This is a genomic window from Komarekiella delphini-convector SJRDD-AB1, assembly GCF_014831675.1.
GTDB lineage: Bacteria > Cyanobacteriota > Cyanobacteriia > Cyanobacteriales > Nostocaceae > Komarekiella.
Genome location: NZ_VJXY01000001.1, coordinates 514556 through 528552, shown reverse-complemented (window position 1 = coordinate 528552; position 13997 = coordinate 514556). Strand labels below are relative to the sequence as shown.

At 44.3% G+C, this 13997-nt stretch carries 12 protein-coding genes; 8 read left to right on the top strand and 4 right to left on the bottom strand.

Going from position 1 to position 13997, the window contains the following annotated elements:
- Nucleotides 1-382: 382 nt before the first annotated feature.
- The gene (locus tag FNW02_RS38320; RefSeq protein ID WP_225225347.1) at nt 383-595 is read right to left on the bottom strand and encodes a type II toxin-antitoxin system PemK/MazF family toxin; all 213 of its coding nucleotides are present in this window, start codon (nt 593-595) and stop codon (nt 383-385) included.
- Between the two features lie 46 nt (nt 596-641).
- Entirely contained in the window at nt 642-779 is a 138-nt protein-coding gene (locus FNW02_RS02260; RefSeq protein ID WP_225225346.1) for a hypothetical protein, read from the bottom strand.
- Nucleotides 780-806: 27 nt separating this feature from the next.
- Here FNW02_RS02260 and FNW02_RS39455 point away from each other — a divergent pair, with 27 nt between their 5' ends.
- The 5 genes from FNW02_RS39455 (at nt 807) to FNW02_RS02245 (ending at nt 5133) form a co-directional block, all read left to right on the top strand.
- Nucleotides 807-932 carry a hypothetical protein gene (locus FNW02_RS39455; protein ID WP_263627712.1) on the top strand — a complete coding sequence of 42 codons (126 nt, stop codon included), beginning with the start codon at nt 807-809 and terminating at the stop codon, nt 930-932.
- Nucleotides 933-1029: 97 nt separating this feature from the next.
- Nucleotides 1030-1350 (top strand): hypothetical protein, encoded by a 321-nt coding sequence (locus tag FNW02_RS02255; RefSeq protein WP_348535349.1) that lies wholly within the window; start codon nt 1030-1032, stop codon nt 1348-1350.
- Between the two features lie 168 nt (nt 1351-1518).
- On the top strand, nt 1519-2877 hold the full coding sequence (locus FNW02_RS38315; RefSeq protein ID WP_348535348.1) for a COR domain-containing protein: 1359 nt from the start codon (nt 1519-1521) through the stop codon (nt 2875-2877).
- An 87-nt stretch (nt 2878-2964) separates the two neighbouring features.
- Nucleotides 2965-4092, top strand: a complete 1128-nt coding sequence (locus tag FNW02_RS38310) for a hypothetical protein (RefSeq protein WP_225225345.1) — start codon at nt 2965-2967, stop codon at nt 4090-4092.
- 168 nt (nt 4093-4260) lie between these two features.
- On the top strand, nt 4261-5133 hold the full coding sequence (locus tag FNW02_RS02245; RefSeq protein ID WP_191755949.1) for a peptidoglycan recognition protein family protein: 873 nt from the start codon (nt 4261-4263) through the stop codon (nt 5131-5133).
- Nucleotides 5134-5305: 172 nt separating this feature from the next.
- Here FNW02_RS02245 and ribBA read toward each other — a convergent pair whose 3' ends face one another.
- Nucleotides 5306-6979 (bottom strand): bifunctional 3,4-dihydroxy-2-butanone-4-phosphate synthase/GTP cyclohydrolase II, encoded by a 1674-nt coding sequence (gene ribBA / locus FNW02_RS02240; RefSeq protein ID WP_191755948.1) that lies wholly within the window; start codon nt 6977-6979, stop codon nt 5306-5308.
- Nucleotides 6980-7448: 469 nt separating this feature from the next.
- Here ribBA and argC point away from each other — a divergent pair, with 469 nt between their 5' ends.
- Entirely contained in the window at nt 7449-8507 is a 1059-nt protein-coding gene (gene argC, locus FNW02_RS02235; RefSeq protein WP_191755947.1) for an N-acetyl-gamma-glutamyl-phosphate reductase, read from the top strand.
- Nucleotides 8508-8630: 123 nt separating this feature from the next.
- Here argC and eno read toward each other — a convergent pair whose 3' ends face one another.
- Nucleotides 8631-9920: a phosphopyruvate hydratase gene (eno, locus tag FNW02_RS02230; protein ID WP_191755946.1), complete on the bottom strand. Its 1290-nt coding sequence runs from the start codon at nt 9918-9920 to the stop codon at nt 8631-8633.
- A 289-nt stretch (nt 9921-10209) separates the two neighbouring features.
- Here eno and gloA point away from each other — a divergent pair, with 289 nt between their 5' ends.
- Together gloA and clpB are read left to right on the top strand one after the other, a co-directional pair.
- Nucleotides 10210-10644, top strand: coding sequence for a lactoylglutathione lyase (gene gloA / locus FNW02_RS02225; RefSeq protein WP_191755945.1), 435 nt, complete (start codon nt 10210-10212; stop codon nt 10642-10644).
- 445 nt (nt 10645-11089) lie between these two features.
- The gene (gene clpB, locus FNW02_RS02220) at nt 11090-13759 is read left to right on the top strand and encodes an ATP-dependent chaperone ClpB (protein WP_191755944.1); all 2670 of its coding nucleotides are present in this window, start codon (nt 11090-11092) and stop codon (nt 13757-13759) included.
- Nucleotides 13760-13997: the final 238 nt, after the last annotated feature.

The window sequence follows — 13997 nt, the reverse complement described above, 5'->3', positions numbered from 1 at the left end:
TCGCTGCGCCTCTGCGTGAGGCAAAAATTTTATCTACTCTAGGACTTACGCACTGAAGGCTGAAACCTAGATCCCCCCTAGCCCACGCCAGTCGCTCATGGGGAGCCACCCCCTTGCGGAGGTTCCCTCCGTTGTGGGGAGTGGCGTGGAAACCCCCTTGGCGCTAGCCTCTCCCTTTGGGAGAAGACCGCGCTGGCTCCCCTTCAAAAGGGGGAATTTCTAAAGCCCCCTTTTTAAGGGGGTTGGGGGATCTGAGCGCGTAAGTTCTGTACTCTCTAATTCCAAAGCCGTTACTAGACAGGAATTCACCTGATTAATCGCCTCAAAGGAAAGAGAACCCAGCTTTGTGAGAACCATAGGTTTATTTAATGTAAAAATTGACTCACATGGCAATTTCATCGCCTGTTATTAAATATTGCGTCACCGTTAAAGGACGATTAGTGTTGGAAGTACAAGGCACAACCATCAAATCATCAAGAATTTGATTCAATTGATTAGCCGAAATAACAACAGCAGGGCGAACTTTAAACTGTGTGAATCCGGTTGAAGGCATGGGAACTCGACACAATACGACATCACCGCGCTGTAAGTTCATCAGCAAATACTTCGTCGTAAATATCATTCTCAGGACTTACCCAATCCTAATAAGCCTGAGATTCAACAGTAGGATTAACAGATTTTTCTCCATTCTTGAAAGAAAGAGCTAAATCTAGCAGTGCTGATAACTGCTCATCATTCAGTTGTTCAATCACACTTAGAAGTTCTTGACGAATACTCATAGAATTGCCGACTGCTAACTATATTTAATGTATGTCATGAGACGATCGCCTGTAGCGTTGGTGGTGCGATCGCAATTATCAAGTGGTTTAGTCGTAGGGTATGTTAGCACCGAAAGTACGGCATCTTCTACTATTCTACTTAATTCATTCTGATGCGGTTGTTAGGATTGATGCAAGCTCTCAGTTAGAACAGATGATCGTCTTTAGCGTTGGTGCGATCGCAATTATAAACTGGTCGTAGTTGTAAGGTGTGTTAGCGCGAAAGCGTAACCACCCTTTGATATTCGCCGATGAATCTTTGATATTCACCGATGAATCTTTGATATTCGCCGATGAATCTTTGATATTCACCAATGAATCTTTGATATTCACCGATGAATCTTTGATATTCACCAATGAGTCTTTGATATTCGCCGATGAATCTTTGATATTCACCAATGAGTCTTTGATATTCGCCGACGAGTCTTTGATATTCGCCGATGAATCTTTGATATTTACCGATGAATCTTTAATATTCGCCGATGAATCTTTGATATTTACCGATGAATCTTTGATATTTGTGAAGGAGTGAGCGTTTTGGGGAAATTAGCGATGTCTACGACGGGCTACGCCTACGCGCCCCGTTAATTTAAACATTACAGCCGTTCTTATGTAGATAGAACACACTAATCTAGCCCCATACTCTAGTTGCAATAAACTATTCTGGTAAATAAGGCTATAGAGTTGGTGAGGTTTGCAGGTGACAAACGAAGAACTGTTGCAAATTATTGAACAAGCTGCCAAAGAAAAGGTGACAGAGCTAGACCTCTCTGACAATCAACTCAGCAGCCTGCCGCCAGAAATCTGCCAACTCTCCAACCTGACAAGGCTAGACCTCTCTAACAATCAACTCAGCAGCCTGCCGCCAGAAATCTGCCAACTCTCCAACCTGACAGAGCTATACCTCCCTGACAATCAACTCAGCAGCCTGCCGCCAGAAATCTGCCAACTCTCCAACCTGACAAGGCTATTTCTCTCTAACAATCAACTCAGCAGCCTGCCGCCAGAAATCTGCCAACTCTCCAACCTGACAAGGCTATTCCTCCATAACAATCCATTAACCTCGCCCCCTCCTGAAATTGTTGAGCAAGAAACGCAGGCGATTTTAATCTATCTTCGAGAACGCTTAGAGGGTAGCCTACGCCAGTGGGTTTCTAAACTCCTAGTCGTCGGTGAAGGAGGTGTAGGTAAGACATCCTTATTAAGAGCATTGCGCGGCGAAGAGTTCGACACCCAGGAATCTACCACCCACGGTATTGAAATTAAGTCCCTCGAATTAACCCATCCCACGCAAGCAGTCACCATGCAGCTGAACACCTGGGATTTTGGTGGACAGGAAATCTATCACGCCACCCATCAATTCTTTCTCACTAACCGCTCCCTGTTCTTACTCGCCTGGAATGCCCGACTGGGATTTGAACAAGGTAAACTCTACTACTGGCTAGATACCATCAAAGCCTTAGCCCCAGAATCTCCGATATTACTCGTCGCCACCCACATCGACGAACGAAATGCAGACCTTCCCCTGGCTGAGTTACGCCGCAAGTACCCCGAGATTATCGAACACTGTAAAATTAGCTCTAAGATTAGCTTCGGCGTTGAAGAACTTCGCCAGACAATTGCAGAAGCAGCCGCCAAGTTACCTTTGATGGGTGAAATCTGGCCTACCACCTGGCTAAATGCTGCCAATGCTATCCGCACCCACTCAAAAAAACAAATCACACCACAACAATTGTGGGACATCATGGCTGAGTCCAAAGTTGCTGATATTAGCAAAGAAGTGCTAGCGCGATGGCTGCATGAATTAGGCGAAATTCTCTACTTCCAAGACAACGAAGAACTTAACGATACCGTTATCCTACAACCCCAATGGGTAACTGAATATATCAGCAAAGTCTTAGAAAGCGAAGAAGTAATCAAGCGCGTTGGCATCTTCACCCGTCAGGAAATGGCTCAACTTTGGCGAGACTTAGAGCCATCAATGCGCGACCACTTTTTGCATCTAATGGAGCGTTTTGACCTTTCCTACCGCACTCAAGAAAACCGTGATATCAGTTGAGTTGTTGAACGTTTGCCCTTCGACCCGCCTAACTATGAACAGAAATGGCAGCAAATAAAACAATCAAGCGAGTGCCATGAAATTTCGATGAAATTCCAACTCAATACTATCCCTGCGGGTATTCCCACTTGGTTTATTGCGCGTCAACATCGCTTTACAACCAATACCCATTGGCGAAATGGTGTCCTATTTGCTGATACACCAGAGCAAAAACATTTAGCTTTAGTGCAAGCATTTCCTCATGAACGCTACTTGCAATTAACAGTCCGGGGAGCATACCCGCTGAATTTCTTTGTACTCCTCAAGGATGGTATCGAAAAGACGCTTGAACGGTTTCCCGGATTGCAAATTCAACGCAAAATACCCTGTCTTGGTCATAATGGTAAACCTTGCCCTCATGAGTTTGACTATGAACAAGTACAAAAGCGATTGCAAAAACAGAAACACACAATTGAATGCCCAGAAGCCACAGAAGACGAAGATGTATCAGTAACAGCACTATTACAGGGATTGTATTGGACTAAACAAGATGCAGTTTTAGACAGTCTCAACGATTTAAAGAATAAAGTTGATAAAGGTAATGATGATATTAAAAATAAACTGGATAATCTTCTAGAACTGACGCAAAGAGAATTTACTAATGCATTCCGCCGCGAACAATCAAAAATAGATTCTCATTGTCCTAATGTATTTGTCCTGCGTCCGCATGGCAGTAAAGTTTGGCAGAGAAATATAACTGGACAGAAATTAGATTTACAACTCTATTGCCAAGCAGCAGGCTGTTGGCATCCCACCCAAGAAGGCGGTTTATATGAGATAAATGAACCTGCCGAATGGTTAAGAGTAACTGCACCTTATATTAGTAGATTATTTCGCATTTTGAAATATGCTGCACCCATAGTAGGCCCTTGGCTGGGTGTAGTAAATCCCAAAGAATATGAAACGCTATTCAAAAATGATTTAGAACTATTTAAAGAATTAGCAACAAAATTACCTGAACTCAAAGAATCTAAAGATTTAGAATTAGCAGACAAGATTGCTAGAGGTGAAGATTTAGATCCAGAACGTTCTGATGGCGCTGCTTTACGTGCCTTGCGCCAACTATTAGATGAAAAAGACCCACAGCAACACTGGGGTGGATTAAAAAATATCTTAACTCCAGAAGGACATTATCTATGGCTATGCGAACACCATGCCGCAGAGTACAAACGTTAATACAATTGTCAATTTTATATTTTGTTTATAAATAGCCTCTAAATAGCCCTATAGGCAGAGGAAGCACCTAAAAAAAATACCTAGGATTAAAACATATACTTATAACCAAGTTATTACTAAAATTAAGATAATTAAGTTAATATCTACCGTTTTACAAATATTAGGATCATGAAGTTTAAAGACTGGGCGACTAGAGTCATGCTAATTTCTCTAATGTTCGCCGCTTTAATTTTGGTGCTGCTTGCTGGAAAAGGGACACAATTACAAAGTAATACGCCAACATCGAATCCAGAAAATATAACCTTGAGTCAATATCCAAAGGCGCAATTGCAATCAGCAAAAAATCAAGGTAACGAGTCTAAAAAAGTTGTTAAATCCTCAGTCAAGACGAACAAGGCTGTAGCCAGATACAGCACAACTGAGGCTTTTGCACAATACAGACCTAGTTATGAAATTGCTGCCGTTAACCCCAGCAACTATGGAGAACGCTACGCCAAAGATATTAATGGCGAACTTATCAATAACGAAGCGATTATAGTACTTCATGAAACCGGTTATTCTGCTTCCAGCGCCATTAATTTTTTTCAAGCACCCCATAATGATGAAAGTGTTCAAGCGAGTTATCACACCTTAATCAAGCTAGATGGGACGATTGTTTATCTAGTACCGCCAGAAAAGCGAGCTTTCGGCGCAGCTAACTCAGTATTTGATAGTCCTGATGGGTCTGAAACTGTGAAGACTAATCCAGATTTACCGCCATCTGTGAATAATTTTGCATATCACGTTTCTTTGGAAACACCGCCAGATAGTTATAACAGTAGCCAAAAAACCCATAGCGGCTACACTGAAGCTCAATATAATTCTCTAGCCTGGTTAGTTGCTCAAAGTCAAGTACCAGACGATCGCATCACCACTCACCAGGAAGTAGACCGTTCTGGTCAAAAAGTTGACCCGATAAATTTTGACTCTGACAAGTTCCTCAGCCTACTTCATACCTATCGTCAGGTGAAACCAACTTACAAGCTGGGGACTGGGGACTAGGGACTGGGGACTGGGGAAGAGAATAATTAATGACAAATGACAAATAACTAAGCTGTCATGCATTTAAATTGCACATTACCTCGACATTCAGGTTGACTGTTAACGGTTAACTGTCAACAGTCAACAGTTAACAATTACAAAGAGTAGTTATGCAATTTAGACGCGCATTAGCTTATTTACTAAAGCTATAAATTTGTTGTGTTTCTAGGCGATCGCTCAACGATGAAGGCAGTGTATCATCCGAGAAGATTTGCCGATCTAGTTGGACTTGCAAATTACTCAAGGGGTCGCTACCAGAAGAAATCAGAAATTCTAGCTTCTGGACGTAAGGCAAAGTTGCAAGATTATCCAAAATTTGGAAGATGGCTTGTAAGTAAGGATGACCACTCTGCTGATACCAATCACAGCTAGCAACTTTTGGTTGATCAAAACCCAAGTGTACTGTCAAAGCTGGCTCGTCAAACAATGCCAGCCCTAACGGACGCGCCTCTTCTTGCAACAATAAATCATGGCTTCTCGCTAAATGTCGCAATTTCTCTAAACGTTCATAGCGTTTCGTCACCAACTGCGGGTCATCTTGCCAGTGAATTGCCACTGTCACCAGATAAGTCTGTAACAGCATGTGACCTAGCTTTTTCGCCTTCGTTGCCAAATAATAGGAGTTGTAGTCATTCGCTTCAATCAACAACGGTACGCGGTCAACGACTTCCAACCCATAACCCTTGACTCCAGCAATTTTGCGAGGATTATTAGTTATCAAGCGAATCTTTTTAATGCCTAAATCCATCAGCATTTGCGCTCCCATCCCATAGTCTCGCAAGTCAGCGGGAAAGCCCAAACGCTCATTCGCTTCAACTGTATCCAGCCCCATATCCTGCAACGAGTAGGCTTTCAGCTTATTAATCAACCCGATTCCTCGTCCTTCTTGCCGCAGGTATACAACTACACCTTGACCAGCACTCTCAATCATTTTTAGTGCTGCCTGTAGTTGCATCCGACAATCGCAGCGCAAAGACCCCAAAGCGTCACCAGTTAAGCATTCTGAATGCATCCGCACCATCACTGGCTCATCTTTAAAGTTAGCTGGATCACCCTTGACAATGGCAACATGTTCTGTATTATCCAGAGTGTGGCGGTAGGCGTAAATTTCAAACTGACCGAACTGGCTGGGTAGCTTAGTTACAACTTCGCGATATACTAAGCGATCGTGTTGAAGGCGATAACTAATTAAATCCGCAATACTAATAATTTTTAGATTGTGATGTTGAGCATATTCAATTAACTGCTGCAACCGCGCCATTGAACCATCGGGGTTTTGAATTTCACAAATTACCCCCGCTGGATATAGCCCTGCTAGTCGAGATAAGTCTACAGCTGCTTCTGTATGTCCTGCCCGTTTTAGTACGCCTCCTTCCCTAGCTCGAATCGGGAAAATATGACCAGGACGACGTAAATCTAAAGGTTTTGTAGCTGGGTTGAGAGTAACTTGGATAGTGCGGGCGCGGTCTTCCGCTGAAATCCCAGTACTGACGCCTAAATGTGGGCCGGCATCAATACTGACGGTGAAGGCAGTCTGGTTAGTATCTGTAATATTGCTCACCATCAATGGTAAGTCTAGTTCATCAAGGCGATCGCCAGTCATCGCTAAACAAATCAACCCTCTAGCTTCCACCGCCATGAAATTAATCATGTCAGGTGTGGCAAATTGGGCAGCACAAATCAAGTCGCCTTCATTTTCTCTATTTTCATCATCGACCACTACAATGACGCGACCAGATTTCAGGTCTGCCAAGGCGGCATCAATCGAATCAAATTTAAAAGCTTGGGTAGTCTTAGGCTGTGACACAGAAGAATTCCAGCTACCTAACGTAAATTTTTTTAACAATTTCTTCTTTTAGATTGTAGCTCCTTTATAAGGCAGAGAAGTAGACTAGCAATGATTTGATAATATGGCAAAAATTTCTATCACCAAAAATTATTGGAGTTTAGCACCAAAGTGCAGCGAAATTTGAATACTCACTCTGTGAAGTCAAGGGTCAAGGGGAGCCAGCGCCGTGGTGTTAGCGCAGCGGTAGTGACAGGAGCGTCAAGGGTTTCCCAACTTGTACCCCTACGGGAAGCAAGCTACGCGCAGCGTCTTTGCCAAGAGAGGCGACTGGCCCTCAAGGATCAAGGGTTAAAAACTGTTGAGTTTTTGACTCTGGACTCCCCAGAATGAAATAGAGGGGTTTGGCGTTTTATGCACCGGGCGTCTAGTCGCTGATATGTTGATAGCTGAGAACGAATTAACCAAAAGCGGATAAGGATTTCAGATCATGGGCAAATTTAGACGCGTACCCGTTGGGATTGTTGGCGCGTCAGGCTATGGCGGAGTACAGTTAGTCCGACTACTAATGGATCATCCAGAAGTAGAACTGGTTTATTTGGGCGGTGAGAACAGCGCCGGGAAATCCTTTACTAATATCTACCCACATCTGGCTCATGCAGTTAACCTGCCAATAGAAGCGATAGAGCCAGAAATAATTGCTCACCGCTGTGAAGTCGTGTTCCTCTCTTTACCTAATGGTTTGGCTTGTCAAATCGCACCCAAACTTTTAGAAAAAGGATGTAAAGTACTGGATCTGAGTGCAGACTATCGGTTCAGTGATTTAACAACTTATACAGATTGGTATGGCACACAGAGAAATGATCGCGCAACTGCTGCCACAGCGGTTTATGGACTACCAGAACTGTACCGCGATCGCATTGCCGAAGCCCAGCTAATTGGCTGTCCTGGTTGCTATCCCACCGCCAGTCTCCTAGCACTTTCACCACTTCTGAAACAAGGCTTAATCGTACCAGAAACAGCCATTATCGACGCCAAGTCGGGCACATCTGGCAGCGGACGGCAAGCCAAAACCGACTTATTGCTAGCCGAGGCAGACAACTCCTTAGCCGCCTATGGTGTCGCCCGTCACCGTCATACCCCAGAAATTGAGCAAATTTGCAGTGACTTAGCTGGTCACGAACTCATGATCCAATTTACACCGCACCTTGTCCCAATGGTGCGCGGGATTTTAGCTACTGTATATGCCAGACTACGCGATCCCGGACTAGTGCGAGATGATTTAATCACGATTTTTACTGCTTTTTACCGTAACTCACCTTGGATAAAAATCTGTGAGAGCGGGGTTTATCCTCAAACCAAGTGGGCAAGTGGTAGCAATCTTTGCTACATCGGCTTAGAAGTCGATCCACGTACTGGTCGGGTAATTGTGATGTCAGCAATTGACAACCTAATAAAAGGACAGGCGGGTCAAGCAATTCAATGCCTTAACCTGATGATGGGCTGGGATGAAACTCTAGGGTTGCCCAAGTTGGGGTTTTATCCGTAATTGGGGACTGGGGATTGGGGAACTCGGGGCCCCCTCTGGGGATAAGGGGCAATGGGGATTGGGGAATGGGGAATTAGTATTTAATTCTTCCCCTGCTTCCGCTGCTTCCCCTGCCCCAAGTTCCTATTTCGGCCCTAAACCTACAGCACCAGCATAAAGGGCGCGATCGCCTAGTTCATCTTCAATACGCAGTAAGCGATTGTATTTTGCTACCCGTTCGCTGCGGCACAAAGAACCTGTTTTGATTTGACCGGCACGAGTTGCCACGGAAAGATCGGCGATCGTTGTGTCTTCGGTTTCACCAGAACGATGGCTAATTACTGAGCGAAAACCGTTGCGAGTTGCCAAATCAATTGTTTCCAAGGTTTCGGTGAGCGAACCAATTTGATTGAGTTTAATCAAAATAGCGTTACCAGCTTTTTCCTGAATGCCTCTTTGCAAGCGAGTAGCATTAGTCACAAACAAGTCATCCCCTACTAACTGTACCCGCGAACCTAACTTCTGGGTGAGCAATTGCCAACTTTGCCAGTCTTCTTCATGCAACCCATCCTCAATTGATATAATGGGATATTGGTCAACCAATTGCGCTAAATAATCAATAAACTCTGTAGGAGCGTGAGGTTTACCGTCATAGACATATTGCCCATTCTTGTAAAACTCACTAGCTGCCACATCCAACGCCAAAGCAACTTGTTCTCCTGGCTTGTAACCAGCTTTTTGAATGGCAGCAACCAACAATTCCAAAGCCACCTGATTGGACTCTAAATTAGGAGCAAAGCCGCCTTCATCGCCCACACCAGTGAGCAAACCCTTCTCATCCAATACCTGGCTGAGGGTAGCAAATACCTCTGCACCCCAGCGCAAAGCTTCCCGAAAAGAAGATGCCCCAATTGGGACAATCATAAACTCTTGAAAATCTACGTTGTTTGACGCGTGTGCTCCACCGTTAATCACGTTCATTAAGGGTACTGGCAACAAATTCGCTAAAGGGCCACCTAAATAGCGATATAAGGGAATTGCCAGAGATTCAGCACCCGCTTTCGCTGCTGCTAGAGAAACCGCCAAAATTGCATTAGCTCCCAAATTAGATTTGTTAGCAGAACCATCCAAAGCAATCATTGTTCGGTCTAGCTGTTCTTGGTTGAGGACATCCAGGTTTAACAATTTTGGAGCAAGGGCCTCTTTGATGTTTTGCACCGCCTTGAGTACTCCTTTGCCCCCATAACGACTTTTATCGCCATCACGCAGTTCGTGTGCCTCAAAAGTGCCGGTAGAAGCACCACTAGGAACCTGTGCTAGTCCCACAACACCATTAATCAAATGTACTTCAGCTTCAACCGTTGGTCTGCCTCGTGAATCGAGAATTTCGCGGGCAGCGATCGCCTCGATTGTAGTATCTAGAATGTTACTCATCTGTAGTTCGTCCTTTGTATTCTTTTACTTCGAGTGAGTTCTGAGCGCCGATCGCATACAGTCCAGTGGCTAACCCAATCGCTAGCATAGGCGTTAAGGAGACTTTATAGGCTGAGATTAAAGAAGATTTCCAATGATTGGCAATTGGTCAAGAGTTCAGTAATTACTCTCCAGTCCCCATTGCCCTTTATCCCCAGAGGGGGCCCCGAGTTCCCCAATCCCCAGTCCCCAAGCTTTGTAAAATGTTTGCAGATAATAATACTGAACCGAGTACAGATCAAAGGTCAATATGCGATTACTACACACAATGCTACGAGTCGGCAACCTTGAAGAGTCCTTGAAGTTTTACTGCGAAGTGCTGGGAATGAAATTACTCCGACGAAAAGATTATCCGGGAGGAGAATTTACCCTAGCTTTTGTTGGTTACGGTGATGAAAGCGATAACACGGTGCTTGAACTAACTTACAACTGGGGGGTAGAAAAGTACGAATTGGGTAATGCTTACGGTCATATTGCCCTTGGTGTTGATGATATTTACGCCACATGTGAGGAAATCCGAAATCATGGCGGTAAAGTTGTCCGAGAACCAGGCCCAATGAAACACGGTTCGACGGTAATTGCTTTTGTAGAAGACCCAGATGGGTATAAAGTTGAACTAATTCAGCTGGGTACTCAAGGGTCAGCAGCAAAACAGGAATCACAAGAACAGCTTGTGAGTCAGTAATTCAGAGGAAAGAAGACTAGTGCAGCGCAGAAAGAATTATGCAGTTTAAAAAGCTAAAAAGCTGAATTTAAAAGCAATATCCTTCTGCTGCTTGCCTTCTTGTACTAATGTTCGAGTTGAGCATAAAGCAATAGGTGTGGCAAAGAATCTGTTCGCAAAAATTTTTGGCTAGGGTTTAGCAGCTGAAGACAATTAGCGATCGCCCTACTTGCTACTATCTAGCAAAGTAAGCTGAGAACAGTGTTTTCGTTTTAAATTAGAAATATAGATAATGAATCAAAATATCACCAACTATCAATCTAAAGTTGCCACTGAAGATACAAGCGGATATACACCAATAATGTTTGGATAATTTGGGAGTACCATTACAACCACTCACCAAGCAACACTTTCTGGGATAATCCCCAATCCCTAAAATAAAAATCCCAAAGCTAAAATCCTAAAAATGCAACCTACAGATCCCAATAAATTTACTGATAAAGCCTGGGAAGCAATTGTCAAATCTCAGGATATAGTCCGTGCTTATCAACAACAGCAACTAGATGTTGAACATTTAATTATTGCCCTTTTAGAAGAACCCACCAGTATAGCAATCCGTATCCTCACTCGAGCTGAGGTCGATCCCATCCGCTTACAACAGCAACTAGAAGCATTCACTCAACGTCAACCCAAAGTTGGTAAAAGTGATCAGCTCTACCTCGGTCGCAGTTTAGATGTTCTACTAGACAGAGCCGAGGAAATTAGAGCCAAGATGAAAGATTCCTACGTCTCTGTAGAACACATTCTTCTGGCTTTTAGTGATGACGATCGCATTGGCCGGCGAGTTCTCAAGGGCTTTAACGTAGACATTGCTAAGCTAGAATCTGCTATCAAAACCGTTCGCGGCAGTCAAAAAGTGACAGACCAAAGTCCAGAATCCCGTTATGAAGCTTTACAAAAGTTTGGCAGGGACTTGACAGAACAGGCAAAAGCTGGAAAACTTGACCCGGTAATTGGACGAGATGACGAAATTCGTCGGGTAATCCAGGTATTGTCTCGTCGCAGCAAGAATAACCCGGTGTTAATTGGTGAACCTGGAGTAGGTAAAACTGCGATCGCTGAAGCATTGGCACAGCGCATGGTGAACGGCGACGTTCCCGAATCCCTGAAAAACCGCCAGCTTATCTCTTTAGATATCGGTAGTTTGATTGCTGGGGCAAAATTGCGGGGGGAATTTGAAGAACGCCTAAAAGCAGTTCTTAAAGAAGTTATTGAATCTAACGGTGATATTGTTCTGTTTATTGACGAACTCCACACCGTAGTCGGTACTGGTTCGAGTCAACAAGGAGCAATGGATGCGGGGAATTTACTCAAACCGATGTTGGCACGAGGCGAACTGCGTTGCATCGGTGCAAGTACCTTGGATGAATACCGCAAACACATCGAAAAAGATGCGGCACTAGAACGCCGCTTTCAGCAAGTATTTGTGGATCAGCCCAGCGTAGAAAATACTATTTCCATTCTCCGGGGCTTAAAAGAACGCTACGAAGTCCATCACAACGTCAAAATTTCTGATTCCGCCCTGGTAGCAGCAGCAACCCTGTCAGCGCGTTACATTTCTGACCGCTTCTTACCAGATAAAGCCATTGACTTGGTAGATGAAGCAGCGGCAAAGCTGAAAATGGAAATTACTTCCAAACCAGCGGAATTAGAAACTATTGACCGCCGTCTGATGCAGCTAGAAATGGAAAAGCTGTCATTGGCTGGAGAAGAAAAGGGTACTGCCCAAACCAGAGAGCGTTTGGAGCGTATTGAGCAAGAAATCGCCAAGTTGACGATCAAACAGCAAAAATTTAATGAGCAATGGCAAGGTGAAAAGCAGCTATTAGAAGCTATTAGCACCTTAAAGAAAGAAGAAGATGCCTTGCGCGTGCAAATTGAACAGGCAGAACGCGACTACGATTTAAACAAAGCTGCCCAATTGAAGTATGGCAAATTGGAGGGAATGCAGCGCGATCGCGAAGCCAAAGAAACCAAACTTCTAGAAATTCAAAGCAAAGGTTCTACCTTACTGCGAGAACAAGTTATAGAAGCCGATATTGCCGAAATCGTCGCCAAATGGACAGGAATCCCCGTCAATCGCCTATTGGAATCAGAACGGCAAAAATTACTGCAACTAGAGCATCATTTGCATGAACGAGTCATTGGGCAACAGGAAGCTGTAGCAGCGGTTGCAGCGGCAATTCGTCGCGCCCGTGCTGGGATGAAAGACCCATCTCGTCCCATTGGTTCATTTTTGTTCATGGGGCCCACTGGTGTAGGTAAAACTGAACTCGCTCGTGCTTTAGCTCAGTTTCTCTTTGATTCTGATGATGCCTTAGTGCGCCTGGATATGTCTGAGTATATGGAAAAACACTCAGTTTCCCGGCTGGTGGGAGCGCCTCCAGGATACATCGGATATGAAGAAGGCGGTCAACTTTCCGAGGCTGTTCGCCGCCGTCCCTATTCGGTGGTGTTGCTGGATGAAGTTGAAAAGGCTCACCCCGATGTGTTTAATATTTTGCTGCAAGTGCTAGATGATGGGAGAATTACTGATTCACAGGGAAGAACGGTAGATTTTCGGAACAGCGTCATTGTCATGACTAGTAACATTGGCAGTGAGTACATCTTGGATGTTTCTGGTGATGACACCAAGTATGAAATGATGCGGGTGCGGGTGACAGATGCGTTGCGATCGCACTTCCGCCCCGAATTTCTTAACCGCGTCGATGATATTATTCTCTTCCATACCCTCAGTCGTACAGAAATGCGGCACATCATCCGCATTCAACTCAAACGAGTAGAAAATCTTCTCCGAGAGCAAAAAATCTCTTTCGAGATATCACAACCTGCCTGTGATTACCTTGTAGAAACAGGCTACGACCCAGTTTACGGCGCACGCCCACTAAAACGAGCAATTCAGCGAGAAGTAGAAAACCCCATCGCCACCAAGTTACTGGAAAATACTTTTATCTCTGGAGACACGATTTTCATTGATAAAGGTGAAAACGGTCTATCGTTTAGCAAAAAATCGTCTGTTAAGGTGTCAGTTCCAAAAACAACTGTCAAATTATTAGAGCCAGCACCCGAACCTTGAAACTTTAGCTAAAACTAAGATCTTGAAGCATCTTAATTAGCCAACTAGTGGCGGTGGTCAGATCCCCGACTTCTTGAAGAAGTCGGGGATCTAATAGCCCAGCTCAAGTTCACTCAAGTGGACTAAAACATTTCAGTTTTCTTTAGAAGACTTCAGCTATGAGCCTGGGAATAAATTCCCAGGCGGGACTGCCTATTACTGGGTAATTGACAATACAGCGAATAAAATAGCAAGAGCC

Bases quoted from the DNA above. Each gene is read 5' to 3' on its own strand.
- argC (WP_191755947.1), top strand. From the start codon at position 7,449: ATGGGCAAATTTAGACGCGTACCCGTTGGGATTGTTGGCGCGTCAGGC.
- FNW02_RS38310 (WP_225225345.1), top strand. From the start codon at position 2,965: ATGAAATTCCAACTCAATACTATCCCTGCGGGTATTCCCACTTGGTTT.
- clpB (WP_191755944.1), top strand. From the start codon at position 11,090: ATGCAACCTACAGATCCCAATAAATTTACTGATAAAGCCTGGGAAGCA.
- eno (WP_191755946.1), bottom strand. From the start codon at position 9,920: ATGAGTAACATTCTAGATACTACAATCGAGGCGATCGCTGCCCGCGAA.
- FNW02_RS02245 (WP_191755949.1), top strand. From the start codon at position 4,261: ATGAAGTTTAAAGACTGGGCGACTAGAGTCATGCTAATTTCTCTAATG.
- gloA (WP_191755945.1), top strand. From the start codon at position 10,210: ATGCGATTACTACACACAATGCTACGAGTCGGCAACCTTGAAGAGTCC.
- FNW02_RS38320 (WP_225225347.1), bottom strand. From the start codon at position 595: ATGAACTTACAGCGCGGTGATGTCGTATTGTGTCGAGTTCCCATGCCT.
- FNW02_RS02260 (WP_225225346.1), bottom strand. From the start codon at position 779: ATGAGTATTCGTCAAGAACTTCTAAGTGTGATTGAACAACTGAATGAT.
- FNW02_RS39455 (WP_263627712.1), top strand. From the start codon at position 807: ATGTATGTCATGAGACGATCGCCTGTAGCGTTGGTGGTGCGATCGCAA.